Annotated in this window: 16 protein-coding genes and 2 tRNA genes; 10 read left to right on the top strand and 8 right to left on the bottom strand. The window is 67.7% G+C overall.

Annotated features, from left to right (window positions below):
• Window positions 1–4: 4 nt before the first annotated feature.
• From ACTIFS_RS18185 to ACTIFS_RS18200, 4 genes are all read right to left on the bottom strand, one after another.
• Complete coding sequence (locus tag ACTIFS_RS18185; protein ID WP_439575540.1) at window positions 5–862, bottom strand: hypothetical protein; 858 nt, start codon at window positions 860–862, stop codon at window positions 5–7.
• Window positions 863–1,038: 176 nt separating this feature from the next.
• On the bottom strand, window positions 1,039–2,649 hold the full coding sequence (locus ACTIFS_RS18190) for an ABC transporter substrate-binding protein (RefSeq protein WP_439575541.1): 1,611 nt from the start codon (window positions 2,647–2,649) through the stop codon (window positions 1,039–1,041).
• Window positions 2,650–2,873: 224 nt separating this feature from the next.
• Entirely contained in the window at window positions 2,874–4,499 is a 1,626-nt protein-coding gene (locus ACTIFS_RS18195; RefSeq protein ID WP_439575542.1) for a class I adenylate-forming enzyme family protein, read from the bottom strand.
• 179 nt (window positions 4,500–4,678) lie between these two features.
• Window positions 4,679–4,763, bottom strand: a tRNA-Tyr gene (locus ACTIFS_RS18200).
• Between the two features lie 188 nt (window positions 4,764–4,951).
• Here ACTIFS_RS18200 and rlmB point away from each other — a divergent pair.
• Window positions 4,952–5,797, top strand: coding sequence for a 23S rRNA (guanosine(2251)-2'-O)-methyltransferase RlmB (rlmB, locus tag ACTIFS_RS18205; protein ID WP_439575543.1), 846 nt, complete (start codon window positions 4,952–4,954; stop codon window positions 5,795–5,797).
• Here rlmB and ACTIFS_RS18210 read toward each other — a convergent pair whose 3' ends face one another.
• Window positions 5,798–6,214: a hypothetical protein gene (locus tag ACTIFS_RS18210; RefSeq protein ID WP_439575544.1), complete on the bottom strand. Its 417-nt coding sequence runs from the start codon at window positions 6,212–6,214 to the stop codon at window positions 5,798–5,800.
• A 366-nt stretch (window positions 6,215–6,580) separates the two neighbouring features.
• Between ACTIFS_RS18210 and ACTIFS_RS18215 the strand changes: the two genes are divergently transcribed.
• Both ACTIFS_RS18215 and ACTIFS_RS18220 read left to right on the top strand, forming a co-directional pair.
• Entirely contained in the window at window positions 6,581–6,820 is a 240-nt protein-coding gene (locus ACTIFS_RS18215; RefSeq protein WP_439575545.1) for a hypothetical protein, read from the top strand.
• A gap of 148 nt (window positions 6,821–6,968) precedes the next feature.
• Window positions 6,969–7,448 (top strand): hypothetical protein, encoded by a 480-nt coding sequence (locus tag ACTIFS_RS18220; protein ID WP_439575546.1) that lies wholly within the window; start codon window positions 6,969–6,971, stop codon window positions 7,446–7,448.
• 8 nt (window positions 7,449–7,456) lie between these two features.
• On the opposite strand, the gene ACTIFS_RS18225 is transcribed toward ACTIFS_RS18220, so the two are convergent.
• A tRNA-Thr gene (locus tag ACTIFS_RS18225) sits at window positions 7,457–7,532 on the bottom strand.
• Window positions 7,533–7,723: 191 nt separating this feature from the next.
• On the opposite strand from ACTIFS_RS18225, the gene ACTIFS_RS18230 reads away from it, so the two are divergent.
• The 5 genes from ACTIFS_RS18230 (at window position 7,724) to ACTIFS_RS18250 (ending at window position 11,819) form a co-directional block, all read left to right on the top strand.
• The gene (locus ACTIFS_RS18230; protein ID WP_439575547.1) at window positions 7,724–8,713 is read left to right on the top strand and encodes an MBL fold metallo-hydrolase; all 990 of its coding nucleotides are present in this window, start codon (window positions 7,724–7,726) and stop codon (window positions 8,711–8,713) included.
• Between the two features lie 203 nt (window positions 8,714–8,916).
• Window positions 8,917–9,663 carry an SDR family oxidoreductase gene (locus tag ACTIFS_RS18235; protein ID WP_439575548.1) on the top strand — a complete coding sequence of 249 codons (747 nt, stop codon included), beginning with the start codon at window positions 8,917–8,919 and terminating at the stop codon, window positions 9,661–9,663.
• A gap of 189 nt (window positions 9,664–9,852) precedes the next feature.
• Window positions 9,853–10,635: an NAD kinase gene (locus ACTIFS_RS18240; RefSeq protein ID WP_439575549.1), complete on the top strand. Its 783-nt coding sequence runs from the start codon at window positions 9,853–9,855 to the stop codon at window positions 10,633–10,635.
• 60 nt (window positions 10,636–10,695) lie between these two features.
• Window positions 10,696–11,241 (top strand): response regulator, encoded by a 546-nt coding sequence (locus ACTIFS_RS18245; RefSeq protein WP_439575596.1) that lies wholly within the window; start codon window positions 10,696–10,698, stop codon window positions 11,239–11,241.
• A gap of 11 nt (window positions 11,242–11,252) precedes the next feature.
• The gene (locus ACTIFS_RS18250) at window positions 11,253–11,819 is read left to right on the top strand and encodes an Hpt domain-containing protein (protein WP_439575550.1); all 567 of its coding nucleotides are present in this window, start codon (window positions 11,253–11,255) and stop codon (window positions 11,817–11,819) included.
• 44 nt (window positions 11,820–11,863) lie between these two features.
• On the opposite strand, the gene ACTIFS_RS18255 is transcribed toward ACTIFS_RS18250, so the two are convergent.
• Together ACTIFS_RS18255 and ACTIFS_RS18260 are read right to left on the bottom strand one after the other, a co-directional pair.
• Window positions 11,864–13,054, bottom strand: a complete 1,191-nt coding sequence (locus tag ACTIFS_RS18255; protein ID WP_439575551.1) for a DUF2336 domain-containing protein — start codon at window positions 13,052–13,054, stop codon at window positions 11,864–11,866.
• A 123-nt stretch (window positions 13,055–13,177) separates the two neighbouring features.
• A complete protein-coding gene (locus ACTIFS_RS18260) occupies window positions 13,178–14,260 on the bottom strand; it encodes a lytic transglycosylase domain-containing protein (RefSeq protein ID WP_439575552.1) in 1,083 nt (360 codons plus the stop codon).
• 92 nt (window positions 14,261–14,352) lie between these two features.
• Between ACTIFS_RS18260 and ACTIFS_RS18265 the strand changes: the two genes are divergently transcribed.
• Together ACTIFS_RS18265 and ACTIFS_RS18270 are read left to right on the top strand one after the other, a co-directional pair.
• Complete coding sequence (locus ACTIFS_RS18265) at window positions 14,353–14,844, top strand: MaoC family dehydratase (protein WP_439575553.1); 492 nt, start codon at window positions 14,353–14,355, stop codon at window positions 14,842–14,844.
• 3 nt (window positions 14,845–14,847) lie between these two features.
• Window positions 14,848–15,729 (top strand): HpcH/HpaI aldolase/citrate lyase family protein, encoded by an 882-nt coding sequence (locus ACTIFS_RS18270; protein WP_439575554.1) that lies wholly within the window; start codon window positions 14,848–14,850, stop codon window positions 15,727–15,729.
• The last annotated feature ends 1 nt before the right edge of the window (window position 15,730 follow it).

Consider the following 15,730-nt stretch of genomic DNA (forward strand, 5'->3'; position numbering starts at 1 on the left):
CCGTTCAGCCGAGCCGGATCAATGGAATGGCAGCCGCCGCCAGAACGATGGCGACGGCCCTGAGCGGCGTGAGGCGCTCCTTCAGCACCACGACCGCGATGATGACAGCGAAGATGGCGCTGGTGTCGCGCAGAGCCGCGGCGGGCGCGATGGCGCTGAAGCTCCAGACCCAGAGAATGAGCTGGAAGGACACGACCGAGGCGACCGCGATGGGAAAGGCGCGTGCGCCGTGGCGCCTGAGGATGTCGAGCGGCGCGGAAACCTGTCCGGACGTTGCACCGAGCCGCGACGTCGCCCAGCTCATCGCAACCGCGTTGGTGATGCTGACCGCATAGCCATAGGACCAGGGCGACCCGGCCGCACGCACGCCCTGCGCGTCGCAGAGGACATAGCCGGCGATGCCGAGCCCAGCCAGCGCCACCCAGCCGAGCCCCCTGCCCGCGCCGGCGGCCCTGCGCACATGATCGATGGCCAGCGTGGCGAGCGCCAGCGCGATCAGGCCAATGCCGGCAAGGCTCCAGCCGCCCGGCACCTCGCCGGCCACCAGCGCCGCAAGGGGCACGACCAGCATGACCGAGAGCGCACGGGCGACCGGATAGGCCATGGCGAAGCCGACCGCCTCATAGGCCCTGAGCAAACTCAGAACGGTCACCAGATTGATGGTGGTGGAGGCCAGGATCCACGGCCAGGACGCGGCCGCCGGCAATCCGGTCCAGGCAAGGCCCGGCAGCACGATGGCGGCACTGGCCATCATCTGTGCCGTCATCACGCCGCGCGGGTCCGGGCTCGCCTTGACCGCGGCGTTCCAGCCGGCGTGAAGAACGGCGCTGAGCAGCGCGGCCGAAACGGTCCAGGCGTCCATGGGGCACCGGTCTGGAGGCAAGGCGGTGCCGTTGCCGATAGTGGATTTCCTATCTCCTATGATAGATCGCCCACCCGCGCCACCTGTCGGTTGAGCGGATGCGGGCATGGAAATGACAGGCGCTCAACGACAACAGCGTGCGCGGCGGTAAAACGTCCGTGCGCCGCCGGTTCGGGCTAACGCACGGCCTTCCTCACGTTCCAGGCGATGATGATCCCTGGCATAGCGAGGACGCCCGACACGCGCGGGTTGACTGCCGACGGCAGATACCACTGGCCATAGGGAACATATGGCACAAGCCGGTACGCGCTCTCGTGCAGCTGGTCGAGGATCCGTTTGCGATCCGCCTCGCCAGCGGCATAGGGATAGCTGTCGATCAGCGCCTGATGGGCCGCATCGCATGGCCAGCCAGGCCAGGCCCGCTCGCAACTGGCCTGCATCGGCACATTCCCGACAGGGTCGCTTGCTCCGAGACCGTTCCAGAAGGTCAGCCCGATATGCCAGCCGCCCTCCGCTGGCGGGCGGCGATTCGCACGCCGGCCGGCCATGGACGCGAAGTCCATGGCCTGAACGTCCGTCCTGAAACCAACCGCCTCCATCTGCTTGGCCAGCACCAGGGTCGCCGTGTGGACGAAGGGGTTGTCGGCAGGATCCATGATGACAATGGGGCTGCCATCGTAGCCGCTTTCGCGCAGAAGGTTCCGCGCACGCTCGCGGGCCGCTTCCGATCCAAGCCCGGCTGGCACGCCCGCATTTGTCTCCTGCGGCGAGCCACAGACAAAGAAGGCATGACAGACCTGATAGAGCGAGGGATCAGGGAACATTGCTTGCAGGATGTCCTGCTGGTCGACCAGCAGCATCAGCGCCTCGCGCGCCCGTGGGTCATTGAAGGGCGGGTGAATGTGGTTCATGCGGATCATGCCGGGCGCACCAAGCGTGTTGGTGCGGACGATCTGCATGCCCCGGCGCTGCAACATGGGCAGGAAATCCACGCCGGGGCTCTCGATGTAGTCGAGTTCGCCCTGAATCAACGCCAGCACCGCCGTCTGGGCATTGGCAATGTTCAGCCATTCAACCCGATCGACATGCGCGACCTTGCCCCCCGCGGTTCCCGAGGCGGGCTCGCCACGAGGGACGTACTCGGGATTGCGGCGATACACGACGCGGGAGCCGGGGACCCATTCCTCGCGAACGAAGATGAACGGACCCGAACCGACAGTCTCGGTGATGGCGGTGAACGGGTCGGTTGCCGCGACGCGCGCCGGCATGATGGCGGGCATGTTCCCGGCCGGCTTTGACAGCGCGACCAGCATCAGACCGTAGGGGCGGCGCAGGCGCCAGGTGAAGGACCGGCCGTCCGCACGCGGCTCCATCGCCTCAGTGATCGCCATGATCTGCCGACCATGGGGATCGCGCGCGCCCCAGCGGCGGAGCGACGCGATCACGTCGTTGGCAGTCACCGGCTGTCCGTCATGAAAGACCAGCCGGTCGCGAAGGGTGAAGGACCACGTCAGCGCGTCATCGGACACGGTCCATGACTCGACCATCTGAGGCTGCGGGCGCTGCTGTTCGTCACGGCCGAACAACTGGTCGTAGATCATGTGCGCGTGGGACTGGACCACACCGGCCGTAGTGTTGATCGGATCGAGCGTCTGGAGATCCGCATTCGGGACCATGCGCAATGTCCGGTCGGGCGACAGGGACTGGGCAAGAGCCGGCTGGGTGCTTAGGGCCGCGGCGAGGACCAATGCCACGGAAACAGAACGAAGCAGCATCGATTCCCCCATAGATCAGCGGATGGCCGCGCAAACGACCTGACTTTGGACCTTATCGCATGCAAGCCAGCGTGCAATCAGGCCTCACAAGCTTGTCCGGTTCCGCCTCGACGGCCGTGAAAGGTTCCAGGGCCGCGCTGTTCCTTAAGCAATCCGGCACCTCGCAGCGCAAGTTGAGATGGCCGGGACGGATGGACCGGCAGCAGGCAACCGACGCCAGTCCGTCGGGTCCCCCGTCAGGCCCTCAGCCCTTCGCGCAGTACGCGCTTCAGCACCTTGCCATTGGCATTGCGCGGCAGCGGATCCGTGCCGAGGGTCAGGGTCTCCGGCACCTTGTAGTCGGAGAGCCTGGCCGCGCACCAGGCGCGGATCGCCACCGCGTCGGGGCCGTCCGCCTCCCCGGTGACGACAAAGGCATGGACCCTTTCGCCAAGCACCGGACAGGGCACGGCCACCACGGCGCATTCGACGACGCCGGACAGGCCGGCAAGAACCGTTTCCACTTCGGCCGTGAACACCTTGTAGCCGCCGCGGTTGATCATGTCCTTCTTGCGGTCGAGCACCTGCACGTAGCCTTCGGCATCCATCGAGCCGATGTCGCCGGAATGCCAGTAGCCGGCCGTGAAGCCCTCGGCGCTGGCCTGCGGATTGTTCCAGTAGCCCTTGACCACATGCGGACCGCCGATCCAGATCTCGCCGGTCTCGCCGGGCTCCACCTCCCGGCCGGCATCGTCCATCACCACAATGTCCACCCCCGGCGCGGCGAGCCCGACCGAATGGCCGTGGCTCGCCGTGAAGCGCGGCGGCAGGATGGTCGAGGGCGAGGTCGTCTCGGTTGAGCCATAGGCATTGACGAGATTGAGACCGGGGCAGCGGTCAGCCAGCCGCTCGATGGTCGGCACCGGCATGGGCGCGCCGCCATAGCCGCCGATGCGCCAGGCCGACAGGTCGTGTGCATCGAAGTCGGGCTGCATCAGAAACAGGTTGTACATGGCCGGAACCAGCACCGAGAAGGTCATGCGCTCGCGTGCGGCCAGCGGCAGAAAGTCGGAGGCCTTGAAGGCCGGCATGATGATCAGGCAGCCGGCAGCGCGCACCATCGCCGTGATGTTGGCGATCAGACCGGTGACATGGCTCAGCGGCACGGCGGCGATCGAGCGGTCGGCCTCGGTCAGCCTCAGGCAATGCTGATAGACCATCGAGGAATGCACGATGCCGAGATGGGTCAGCATGGCGCCCTTGGGCCGGCCTGTCGTCCCCGAGGTGTAAAGGATCGCGGCGACGTCCTCCTCGGCGACGGCAGCAATCTCCGGGGGTTGGCGCTCCCTCCCGGACGCAGCAAACGCCTCGAAGGCAAGGCTCCCCGCGGCCTCTCCGCCAATGGCGATGCGGGTGCGCAGCGCAGGAACCTCCGCCGGGTCCGGCAGGCGGTCGGCAAGCTCGGCCTCGTGGACCAGCAGGCTGGCCCCGCAATCGACGAGGATATGCAGGATCTCCGGCCCCTGGAGGCGCAGACCCATCGGAACGGCAATGGCGCCGATGCTAGCGGCAGCAAACAGCAGCGTCACGAACGCGATGCGGTTGCCAACCAGCAGCCCGATCCGGTCGCCTGCACCGATGCCCTGCGCGACAAGTGCTCCGGCGAGGCGGATCGACTCGCCCTCAAGATCCCTGAAGGTCAGCCGCTCGTCGCCGCACACCAGCGCCTCGCCCTCCGGCCGACGGAGAACAGCCTGCTCGAGGAGGGCATGGAGGCTTTGAGGCCGTTCGGCGAAGCAATCGACGATGCGGTCGCCGAAATGCGCCTCGCGGCGCAGCACGGCCGGAGACTCACCGAGCCAGCCGGTTGACTGATCACCCAAGGCTCGCCTCCCTGTCGCCGACGGTCCGCGCCAGCAGGCGGCCCCGTCGTGATCGGGAGAATGCCCCTGTCCGCTGCTCGCGGAAAGTGACCTGGCGCAGGTCTCCTCGACACGGCCAGCCGGCCCGTCGAAACGGCTTCAGGCTCACCGCCACTCCGCGATGTCATGACAAGGGTGGGTGGTGGGGGAAGTAGGACTCGAACCTACGAAGGCGTAGCCAGCGGATTTACAGTCCGCCCCCTTTGCCGCTCGGGACATTCCCCCGTCCCGCGCCCGACAAAGATGCGGCGGGCGTGGCGCGCTTGATAGGGACGCCCCCCCTGCCTGTCAACCGGCAAAGGATGACGCCTGCGCGCGCCGCGAACCAACGCGGCTCCCGGCTGTCGTGGGCCATGGCGAATTGCGCCCGGCCGGCCGGCGTGACATGAGGACGCCATGACGAGGCTTCCGACATGACCAGCCCTCCGCCCGGCAGGCCCCCTTCAGGCCCGCGCAAGCCGTTCCGACCTTTCTCCAAGCCGGGCCGGCCGTTCAAGGGCCGTGGCGGGCGCGTGCTACGCGAGGCCGCGCCCGACTATGAGACCGGAACGGTGCTGCTCTACGGCTGGCATACGGTGGCGGAGGCGCTGAACAATCCGAAACGCCGCATCCGGACGCTGCTGGCCACCGAGAATGCGGCCAAGCGGCTCGACGAGGAGGGCATCGCCCATTCCGCCGAGATCGTGCCGGTGCGGGATATCGACAGGCGCCTCGCCGCGACGCCCGACGCGGTCCATCAGGGCCTGTTCGCCGAGGCCGACGCGCTGGACGCACCATCCCTCGACCGGCTTCCGGCCAAGGGCGTCGTGCTGCTGCTCGACCAGATCACCGACCCGCACAATGTCGGCGCCATCGTCCGCTCGGCCGCCGCCTTCGGCGTCAAGGCCATCGTCACCACCAACCGTCACTCGCCGGAAGCAACCGGCGTGCTCGCAAAGAGCGCTTCGGGCGGCCTGGAGCATGTGCCCTTCGTGACGGTGCAGAACCTTGCCCGCGCCATGGCCGACCTGAAGGCGCGCGCCTTCCTGATCGTCGGCCTGGACAGCGAGGGCGAGGCCGATCTCGACCAGGTGGCCGTCACCGAGCCGGTTGCGCTGGTGCTGGGGGCCGAGGGCAAGGGATTGCGCCAGTTGACGCGCGAGAATTGCGACGTGCTGGCGCGCATCGACATGCCCGGCGCCATCCGCAGCCTGAACGTCTCTAACGCAACCGCCCTGGCGCTCTATGCGGTGACGACGCGCCTCGGGCTGCGACGCTGATCAGTTCCGCCGGGACGCGCGAGGCGGGATCGTGATGATCCGCGGCATCGAACCGGTGGCCCCGTAGCCCTCGCGCCGCTGGGCGTCGCGTGGCACCGGCCCGCCGGTCACCGCGTATGAACCCGAGCGCGGCCGGACGGGAACCGCCGGAACGACATGGCCGGGATGGGTGAACAGCGGCGGCTGATAGACCGGCAGGGCCTGGCCATAATCAACGGTGGCACGGCGGCGCCAGTGGCCGGCGCGCTCCTGACGGCGCGGCCCGCAGCCATCGCAGCGATAGACGTGGCGGACGACGATGCGTCCGTCGACCACCTGATCGCCGATCATCACCACACGCTGCTGGGCGTAAGCGGGACCGGCATTGGCGAGGAGCATGATGGCGGCCGCGCAAAAGGTCGTGGTTCCGACACGCATGGTCGGTTCTCCCTGTTTCAGGCCGCATCAGGATCAGACTAGCGGCCCGGGCACGCCACAGGAAGGCGTCTCCTTCGCCGGGCGGCGACTTTCCCGAACCGTCGTGAATCGCCACCCTGCTCTCTCGCCCCAAGGCGCAAGACGAGCCGGCTCACAGTCCCGCGATTCATTCTCACGATTGCGAGAATGCAAAAACGAAATGATTTCATTCCATCTGTTTATGCATTTTCTCATTCTCGTGATTGGCATGTGATCGCCGGGACCTCCATCTCAGCCTTGTCGACGGCGGACACCACCCGCCGACAGCGAAGTCAAAGACCCGGGTCATGTGTGTCCCTCCCGACCCGGACATGATGGAGAAAGACCATGAAGAAGCTCATTCTTGCCGCCGCCCTCCTCGCCCCGATGGCGATCACGCCGGTTCTCGCCCAGGAGATCCAGAACCCCTACGTGCCGTCGCCGGCCCCCGCGGCCACCGAGGCCCCGCGCGAGTTCACCCAGCGCAATGTCCTGCTGGATCGTGCCGCCTTCCGCGCCGAGCGCCCGGATCAGACCCGGACCGACCGCAACGCCATTCCCTCCTCGGTTGGTACGCTGCCCTACTGAACAGGTGCCTTCCATCGACGATAGGCAGAAAGGCCGGGGCTCAGCCCCGGCCTTTTCCTTTGCGCAACTGCCCATCAAAACCGGCCCCTTGCCCGCAGGCCGGTCCTGCGGCGATGCTCGACGACCTTCATCGGTTTCGGAGTTCGCCATGCACCGGTTCATCCTTACTGCCGCCATCCTGGCGACCGGCCTTTCGGGGGCCGCGGCGCAATCCGGCCCAGCGGCCATCGACCTCATCCGCCCGGTCTATCAGTCGCTTGCCCGCGATCAGGAGCCGCAACCGACACCCATGAGCCGCGAAGCCAGCATTCGCCAGCGCTTCTACACGCCGCGCGTGGTCAATCTCTGGCGCGCGGCGGAACGCTGCGAGCAGCGGTCCGGCAATCCGGCCGTCGATGCCGATCCGTGGGTTCAGGGCCAGGACCACGAGATCCGCAACGTGCAGTTCCAGGAGGGACCCGTTCGTGATGGTCGGCAGGAAATCACGGTGCGCTTCCGCAATTTCGGCGCGCCGTCCACCGTCCGCTTCCGCATGGAGATGACCCCGGCAGGCTGGCGCATCGACGATGTGGCGGGAGCCGGCCCCTCGCTGGCGGCCATGCTTCGCGGCGCCTGCGCGCGGCGCTGAGGCAGGACTGGTGCCGGCAGCAGGAATCGAACCCGCGACCTACCGCTTACAAGGCGGTTGCTCTACCAACTGAGCTATGCCGGCGCCACCGACACGCGGTAGCAAAGCCTGCCCCTCCGGCGCAAGCGTCTCTGCGGACCGCAACACGGCATCGCGCTTGTCTTATCCAGGTCACAAGCCCGTGACCGGACTCGACGTCAGGCGACAGCGCCCGAAGTTCGTCGCAGTCTGCGCGCGCGGCGGTTCGCCGCCCGTCCAGCCACAGGAGAAGAATGATGCCGACGATCAACCGCCGTCACGCCCTGGCTGCAGGCGCAGCCGCCATTGCCGCCCCCGCGATCGCAACCGCCACGGCCGTCCAAGCCCAGACTGCCGCGCCGGCACCGGCTGCCGGCCCCGGCCAGGCGCCCGGTTTCTACCGCTACAAGGTCGGCGACATCACTGTCACGGCCATCCATGACGGCTTCTTCAACCGGCCGCTCGAAGGGTTCATTCGCAATGCCGAACTGCCGGCCGTGCAGGCTGCGGCGAGCGCGGCGTTCCTGCCGACCACCGCCGTGCCGATTCCGATCACGACGCTGGTTGTCGAGACCGGCGGAAAACTCGTGCTGCTGGACACCGGCATCGGCAATGTCGGCGCTCCCACCACCGGCAACTGGCTGGCCAATTTCCGCGCGGCAGGCTTTGACCCGGCGCGGGTGGACAGCATCGTGATCAGCCATTTCCACGGCGACCATATCAGCGGCATCCGCCTGCGCGACGGCACGGCGGTGTTCCCCAATGCCGAGATCCAGGTCCCGGCCCCTGAATGGGCTTTCTGGATGTCGGACGAGCGCATGGCGCAGGCGCCTGAGGCCGCCCGCGGCGCGTTCCAGAACTGCCGGCGCGTGTTCAGCCCGCTGGCCGCGCAGGTGAAGCGCTTCGAACCAGGCGCCGAGGTCGGCTCCGGCATCACGTCGGTGGCGGCCTACGGGCACTCCCCAGGCCATACGGCCTTCGTGGTGTCCTCGGGAAATGCCAAGCTGCTCTACATGGCCGACACGTCGAACCATCCGGCCTTCTTCGTTCGCAATCCCGACTGGTCGGCGGTGTTCGACATGGATGCCGACATGGCCCGTGCGACGCGCCGGCGCATGCTCGACATGGCTGCCAGCGAGAAGACCCGCCTGCACTTCTATCACGCACCGTTCCCCTCGAACGGCTATGTGGCGAAGGACGGGAACGGGTTCCAGTTCGTGCCGGCCCAGTGGTCGCCGGCCGTCTGAGGCGCCCGGCCCCGGCGACGATCGAGGCTGCGAGGCCCGGCTCCGGCCGGGCCTCTTGCTTTTGCGGCGACGCGTTAGCGCGGGATATCTAATCGGTTCGCAACGCACCCCTGCGGCCCACGGGTCGACAGCACCAGCCGTTTCGGCCAGTCTCCGCCGCCAAAGGACGAACGGGACGGACCCGTCGCCATCGGGAGGACATCATGGGACAGCGCATTGCCGTCGTGACCGGCGCGGGATCGGGAATCGGGCGGGCCTCCGCGCTCGGCCTTGCCAAGGCCGGCTATGCGGTCGTTGTCGCGGGGCGCCGCGCCGACGAACTGGAGAAGACCGTTACGATGGCCGGCGGCGGCACCGTCGTCGCCTGCCCGACCGATGTCACCGACGAGGCCTCGGTGTCGGCCCTGTTCAAACTGGTCAAGGACCGCTTCGGCCGGCTCGACGTTCTGTTCAACAATGCCGGCATGGGCGCACCCGCCGTGCCGCTCGACGAACTGCCGATCGAGAAGTGGCGCCAGGTGGTGGATGTCAATCTCACCGGCTCGTTCCTCTGCGCGCGGGAAGCCATGAGGATGATGCGTGCGCAGGACCCCAAGGGCGGCCGCATCATCAACAACGGCTCGATCTCGGCCTATGCGCCGCGGCCCTATTCGGCGCCCTACACATCGACCAAGCACGCCGTGCTCGGCCTGACCAAGTCGATCTCGCTCGACGGACGGTCGGACCGCATCGTCTGCTCCCAGATCGACATCGGCAATGCCGCCACCGAGATGACCGAGCGGATGACCGCCGGCGTGCTGCAGGCCGATTTCACGGTGAAGGTGGAGCCGCGCATGGATGTCCGGCACGTCGCGGACGCGGTGGTCCATGTCGCCAACCTGCCGCTCGACGTGAACATGCTGACCATGACCATCATGGCCAACGACATGCCCTTCGTCGGCCGCGGCTGATATCTCGCGGCAAGGCCGGAACACCGGCCACTGCGCCAAGAGACTGCACCGCGCGGCGGGCAAGCCGCGCGGTCATCGGGTCCCGGCCTCGACAAGGTTTGCGGCGGTCGTATAGACCAGAACGACCCCATCCGGCTGGTCGTCTCGCGCCACGTCGATCCCCTGCCCGTCCGCCCGAGGACGCTGCCCATGCCGGACTTCAGGCCTGATCCGAAGAGCATTTCCTTCGTCGCCTCCCCGGCGCCGGATGCGCAGGAGGCGCTCGCCCGGCTGGTGGCGCGCTACGGCAACGTGCCGGCCGACGAGGCCGAGGTCATCATCGCTCTCGGCGGCGACGGCGTGATGCTGCAGACGCTCCATCGCTTCATCGACAGCGGCAAGCCGATCTATGGCATGAACCGCGGCTCGGTCGGCTTCCTGATGAACGAATATGCCGAGGACGGGCTGGTCGAGCGCATCTGGACGGCCGAGCGTTCGGTCATCCATCCGCTGGCCATGACCGCCATCGACGTCCATGGCGAGCGGCGCGATGCGGTGGCCATCAACGAGGTCTCGCTGCTGCGCCAGACCTCGCAGGTCGCAAAGCTGAGAATCCTGGTCGATGGCAACGAGCGCATGGGCGAGCTCGTTTCCGACGGCGTGCTGGTGGCGACGCCGGCAGGGTCCACCGCCTACAACCTCTCGGTGAATGGGCCGATCCTGCCGCTGAACACACCGCTGCTGGCCCTCACCCCCATCTCGCCATTCCGGCCCCGGCGGTGGCGCGGCGCCCTGCTGCCCGACCACGTCCGGATCCGCATCGAGGTGCTGGAGGCCGCCAAGCGGCCTGTCAGCGCGACGGCCGACCATCTCGAGGTCCGCGAGGTGGCAACCGTCGACATCGCAACGGACCGGAACCGGTCGATGATCCTCCTCCACGATCCGGGCCATTCGCTCGATGAGCGAATTTTGCGCGAGCAGTTCGGCCCCTGACCGGATTGTGACCAGCAGCCTTAACGGTCCGCTAATGGCGGGTCCGGTAATCTGATGACGATGATCCGCATCGACTTCAACCGGCTGCGATTCCTGGTTATCGACGACAACGCGCACATGCGCCGGATCGTCCGGACGCTGCTGCACGGGTTCGGCGCCCGCGAGGTCTATGAGGCGGAGGACGGGGCCGCGGGCCTTGAGGCCTTCACTCACTACATGCCCGACATCGTGATCACCGACTGGGCCATGCCCATCTTCGACGGGCTGGAACTGACCAGCATGATCCGCCAGCCGGGTGCCAACGCCAATCCCTATGTGGCGATCATCATGCTCACCGGCCATTCCGAGAAGAAGCGCGTCCTGGAATCGCGTGATGCCGGCGTCACCGAGTTTCTTGCCAAGCCCATTTCAGCCAAGGCGCTCTACCAGCGCATTCTGAATGTGGTCGTTAACCCCCGCCCGTTTATCAAGACCAAGACCTTCTTCGGCCCAGACCGCCGCCGCAACCACGCCAGCAGCTATGTGGGGCCCGAGCGGCGCAAGGGCGAGAAGTCTGAAATCATCAAGGTCCAGCCCCTGCTGGACAAGACGAAGAATCCGATCTGACGGGACAGCCCATGTCTGCCCAGAGCAAAGCCAAACTGGATGAGGCCTCGATCGCAGGCTTTGCCGACCACGACATCATCACGCCCAAGCACAATCTCAAGGGCTTCTCCCGCAAGGTGAAGGCCCGATACGACGAGCACGGCTTCGACCTCGACGCACTCGAGCGGGCGGAAGCGGCGCTGGCCGAACTCTCCACCGAGTTCGACGACTGGATGCGCAAGGAAGTGGTGCGCCTCGGCGATGCCCGCGACGTGGTGAAGCGCGGCGGCCTCGGCCCTGAGACGCGCCCTGTTCTCTACCGCGCGGCCCATGACATTCGCGGCCAGGCCGCGACGTTCGGCTATCCGCTGGCTGCCAGCGTGGCCGACAGTCTCTGCCGCCTCCTTGACGGCATCGCCGATGATCGCAGGGTGCCGGTCGGCCTGGTGTCCCAGCATGTGGATGCCATTGGCGCCATCGTGCGCGAGCAGGCAACCGGGGCTGACAACCGCACCGCGCTGACCCTCAGCGAGCGCCTCGCCTCGGTCGTCAACGACCTCCTCGTGCAGATCGAGGGCTCACCCTCTATCGCCCCCTGACAGAGCCCTAGAAGGCTCGGCACAGAGCGGCCTGCAGCCGCCGTTCAGGCCGCAACCAGCGGAAATTCCAGTTCGGAATCGTCCAGCGCATCGTTGCCGGCGATCAGGTCGCGGGCGAAGGCGCGGGCTTCCTCGCGGGCCGCTTCCGCCGCGAAGCGACGCAGCAGTGCCAGAAGCTGATCGAGTTCGCCATCGGCCAACGGCACGTAGGCGGTCAGGACGCGCTCGACCATGCGGCGGCGCAATCCCGCATCGCCGCCCTTGCGCTGCGTCCAGCCCCCCTCCTCCGCCCACACGGCGAGGGCCGCGCGAAAAGCGGGGAACGCCGCCAGCGGCAGCCCGGCACGTTCGTAGAGTGCCCGGAACCCGGCACCGCGGCGATCATGGACCATGCCCGCGACACGCCGGCCATCGAAGCCGGACAGCTCCGAAAGCGCCTGTTCGAACAGGTGGATATGTCCGGACAGCAGCGCCCTGAGGACGAGACCGGTGGTCAGTTGGCCGGAGGCCCGCAAATGGCGCACCAGCGGGCCGAGCCGCGTCGTCTCGGTGTCTGCGGCGATGACCACAGTCGCCTTCTCGGCAGCGTCGCGGACGATCCGCTCGGCTCGGTCCTCGGCGAGCCAGGCCCGCTCGGTGACGAAGCGTGAAAGCGCCTGGGAGAGACGAACGACAAGAGCCTGCCGCGCGCCCGGCGACAGGTCGGCACGGGCGAAGAGCGCTTCGCGAACGTCCGGCACGTCGCCGAAGCGCTCGATGATCCGGTCGATGGAAAAGGCTGGCAGCGACACGCCATCGAGGGTGACGACCGCGAGGCAGGCTTCCAGGCACCCGACCTCGGCGAGGGCCGCCGCGACCGGTGCCGGGACGTCCTCACGGCAGGCGATGGCATACTGGACGAGCGGCTCGCCGCTGCCCACGAGGTCCACAAGCTCGGCATCAAGCAGCAGGGGCGAGTGGCCGGCGACCACGGCGGCGATCTCGGCCTGGTCCTGCAGCAGGCCGGCAATGACCGTGTGGGGGGCCGCCTCGGAGGTTGCGAGAGCGTCGGCGAGGGCGCGGCGGACCAGCGGCGAGGGATCGTCCAGCAGCATGACCATGGCGGCCTCCGCGGCTGCAAGGTCGTCGACCGAAAGGTCCGAATGGAGATAGGCGCGGGCAAGCGCCGCGGTCGCGTCAGCCCTGTCGCCGGCCGGGGCGGTCTGAATCCACCTGAGAAACTGCCGCACGATCATCAGTCTAGTCCGGACGCCACGATTCGCTGGCCCGGATGCCCGGGCGGGACGGCTTTGAGGCTAGCGCCCGACCGTTAACAAAGGCTTCACCATGATGGGACGGGCGCCGAGGCGGCATGGACATCAGCGCCGCGCCGGAGCCACCAGGAACTGGCCGAGATCGAGCGGCTGGCCGCGGCGCATCCGCTCGATCTGGACCGGGTAGAACGGCCCGCCGACATCTGCGGTGATCGCGCGCGGATCGGAATTTGGCGATGACGCCATGGAAGCCGGGGTGATGGAAGCCGGGGTGATGGAGGCCGGCGTCGTGACGGTCGGCGATGTTTCCGCAACTGGCCGGCCGAGGGCTGCCCAGGTGGCCGCCACGAAAGCGTTGATGGGGCCCGCGCCGTTCGTCGAAAACATGGAATGGAATGGACGGTTCGGATCGGCGCGCACCTGGGCGACCGACGACCAGGAGCCGCGGCCCGGGTCCTCCGCCTCGGCCGTGCCGGCGGCGGGAGCCCCTGCCCGTGTCGCCGGCGCTGTCCCCGCGGTCGTTGCCGTCGTTGCCGCGACAGTCCTGGACTGGCTGCCGGCGAGCAGGCCATAGACCTCGGCGACGGTGCGTGGCCGACCCCGATCGAAGAAGATCCGGCGGTTGGCGCCGGCCGCGTCGGGAAACTGCGTGGCAGCACTGATCTGGGGACTGGACTGGTTGAGGCCGATCAGCCGGCCGGCCCCGCCCGAACCGAGAAAATGGGCCATGTAGAGTTCGCCCTCGGTCGGATTGCGGCCGATCGCCGAGCGGAGCTCCGTCGCGTTGCGATTGGTGAAGGCGCCGGCAACCAGCGCCGAGACGGCCGGGTCGTCGCGCAGAGCAAGGATCTGCCGGCGCATGGCCGGATCACTGACGACAGGCCGCCCGGCATCGCTCGATCCGATCTGTTCGGCGTAGCGTTGCAGACCGAGATTGCGGCCTTCGTCGCGCACCATCGTGAGCCAGGTGGAATCGATGAACTGGAACAGGCCGCGCGCGCTCGATGTGGGTGCCTGCGCTTCAGGCTGGAGGCTCGATTCGCGCCGTGCGGTGCGCAGCAGATAGTCGAACCCTGCCCCCGTCCGGTCGGCGGCCGACCGGATCGCCGACATCACCCGGTTGGCCCCCGCTTCGGCGGCCGATGTCGGGCGCGTCGGCGTTTCGGCCGAGGAACGGAAGAGAAACATGGCTGTGACCCCCGGAAGGCTGACCCACCGCAGGTGATCGTGGTCCATTATGGTAAACGAAACGGTAACATCGCATCCCGAAGAGGCATGACATGACCACGACCGGCATCACCGAAGACCGCCGTCATCCCCGTGGCGGCATCTATTTCGACGATTTCGAGCCCGGACAGGTCATTCGTCACCGGCTGACCCGATCGGTCACCCAGATGGACAACATGCTGTTCTCCACGCTGACGCTCAACCCGCAGCCGCTGCACATCGACCGGCACTTCGCCGAATCGAGCGAGTGGGGCCAGCCGTTGATGAACTCGCTGTTCACGCTCGGCCTGCTGATCGGCATTTCGGTCGGCGACACCACCAATGGCACGCTGTTCGCCAATCTCGGCATGACCGACGTGAAGTTCCCACATCCGCTGTTCGAGAACGACACGGTCCATTGCGAGACGACGGTCGTGGCCAAGCGGGAGTCGAAATCGCGACCGACCATGGGCGTCGTCGAGTTTCATCACCGGGCCTACAACCAGCATGACAAGCTGGTGGCCGAATGCGTGCGCCAGTCGCTCGTGCTCAAGCGGGGAGCCTGAGCCATGCGCTCGCTTCTGTTCGTGCCCGGCGACTCGGAGAAGAAGCTGTCCAGGGCCATGGCCTCGGGGGCTGATGCGCTGATCATCGACCTGGAGGACTCGGTCGCCGCGGAGATGAAGCCGGCGGCGCGCGAAGCCACCTGCGCCTTCCTGGTGGCTCACCGGGCTCTTGCCGGGCGCCCACGCCTGATGGTGCGCGTCAACGCGCTCGACACCGGACTGACCGATGATGATCTCGCGGCCGTCATGCCCGGCCGGCCCGACCTCATCATGCTGCCGAAGGCCGGCGGCGGCGCTGACGTCGCCCTCCTGGATGGGCGGATCGCGGTCCATGAGGCCCTCAACGGCATCGAGGACGGCGTGACCGGCATCCTGCCGGTCGCCACCGAGACGGCGGCGGCCGTCTTCCAGCTCGGCACCTATGCCGGAGCCAGCGCGCGCCTTGCCGGCCTCACCTGGGGCGCGGAGGACCTGTCCGCAGACATTTCCGCGGAAACCAACCGGGCCCCTGACGGGCGCCACACGGAGCCATTCCGGCTGGTCCGGTCACTCTGCCTGTTCGGCGCGGTGGCTGCCGGCGTCCAGCCGATCGACACCGTTTTCCCGGCGTTCCGCGACGAGGCGGGCCTCAGGCTCGAATGCGAGGAGGCCCGCCGCGACGGCTATACCGGCAAGATGGCCATCCACCCGGCGCAGGTTCCGGTAATCAACGCCGTGTTCTCGCCGGACGCGGCCTCCATCGAGGAGGCCCGGCGGGTGGTGGCAGCCTTTGCAGCGCAGCCCGCTGCCGGCGTCGTCAACATCGGGGGCGAGATGTTCGACCGGCCGCATCTGAAACGGGCCGAGCGCCTGCTCGCCCGCGCGGCCGCGTTCGCCGCGGGCTGAG

The organism is Phreatobacter sp. (assembly GCF_051860605.1).
Taxonomy (GTDB): Bacteria; Pseudomonadota; Alphaproteobacteria; order Rhizobiales; family Phreatobacteraceae; genus Phreatobacter.

What these genes read in the sequence shown, in the direction of transcription:
- ACTIFS_RS18185 (WP_439575540.1), bottom strand. Translation starts at nt 862, where the DNA reads ATGGACGCCTGGACCGTTTCGGCCGCGCTGCTCAGCGCCGTTCTTCAC.
- ACTIFS_RS18190 (WP_439575541.1), bottom strand. Translation starts at nt 2,649, where the DNA reads ATGGGGGAATCGATGCTGCTTCGTTCTGTTTCCGTGGCATTGGTCCTC.
- rlmB (WP_439575543.1), top strand. Translation starts at nt 4,952, where the DNA reads ATGACCAGCCCTCCGCCCGGCAGGCCCCCTTCAGGCCCGCGCAAGCCG.
- ACTIFS_RS18210 (WP_439575544.1), bottom strand. Translation starts at nt 6,214, where the DNA reads ATGCGTGTCGGAACCACGACCTTTTGCGCGGCCGCCATCATGCTCCTC.
- ACTIFS_RS18215 (WP_439575545.1), top strand. Translation starts at nt 6,581, where the DNA reads ATGAAGAAGCTCATTCTTGCCGCCGCCCTCCTCGCCCCGATGGCGATC.
- ACTIFS_RS18220 (WP_439575546.1), top strand. Translation starts at nt 6,969, where the DNA reads ATGCACCGGTTCATCCTTACTGCCGCCATCCTGGCGACCGGCCTTTCG.
- ACTIFS_RS18230 (WP_439575547.1), top strand. Translation starts at nt 7,724, where the DNA reads ATGCCGACGATCAACCGCCGTCACGCCCTGGCTGCAGGCGCAGCCGCC.
- ACTIFS_RS18235 (WP_439575548.1), top strand. Translation starts at nt 8,917, where the DNA reads ATGGGACAGCGCATTGCCGTCGTGACCGGCGCGGGATCGGGAATCGGG.
- ACTIFS_RS18240 (WP_439575549.1), top strand. Translation starts at nt 9,853, where the DNA reads ATGCCGGACTTCAGGCCTGATCCGAAGAGCATTTCCTTCGTCGCCTCC.
- ACTIFS_RS18245 (WP_439575596.1), top strand. Translation starts at nt 10,696, where the DNA reads ATGATCCGCATCGACTTCAACCGGCTGCGATTCCTGGTTATCGACGAC.
- ACTIFS_RS18250 (WP_439575550.1), top strand. Translation starts at nt 11,253, where the DNA reads ATGTCTGCCCAGAGCAAAGCCAAACTGGATGAGGCCTCGATCGCAGGC.
- ACTIFS_RS18255 (WP_439575551.1), bottom strand. Translation starts at nt 13,054, where the DNA reads ATGATCGTGCGGCAGTTTCTCAGGTGGATTCAGACCGCCCCGGCCGGC.
- ACTIFS_RS18260 (WP_439575552.1), bottom strand. Translation starts at nt 14,260, where the DNA reads ATGTTTCTCTTCCGTTCCTCGGCCGAAACGCCGACGCGCCCGACATCG.
- ACTIFS_RS18265 (WP_439575553.1), top strand. Translation starts at nt 14,353, where the DNA reads ATGACCACGACCGGCATCACCGAAGACCGCCGTCATCCCCGTGGCGGC.
- ACTIFS_RS18270 (WP_439575554.1), top strand. Translation starts at nt 14,848, where the DNA reads ATGCGCTCGCTTCTGTTCGTGCCCGGCGACTCGGAGAAGAAGCTGTCC.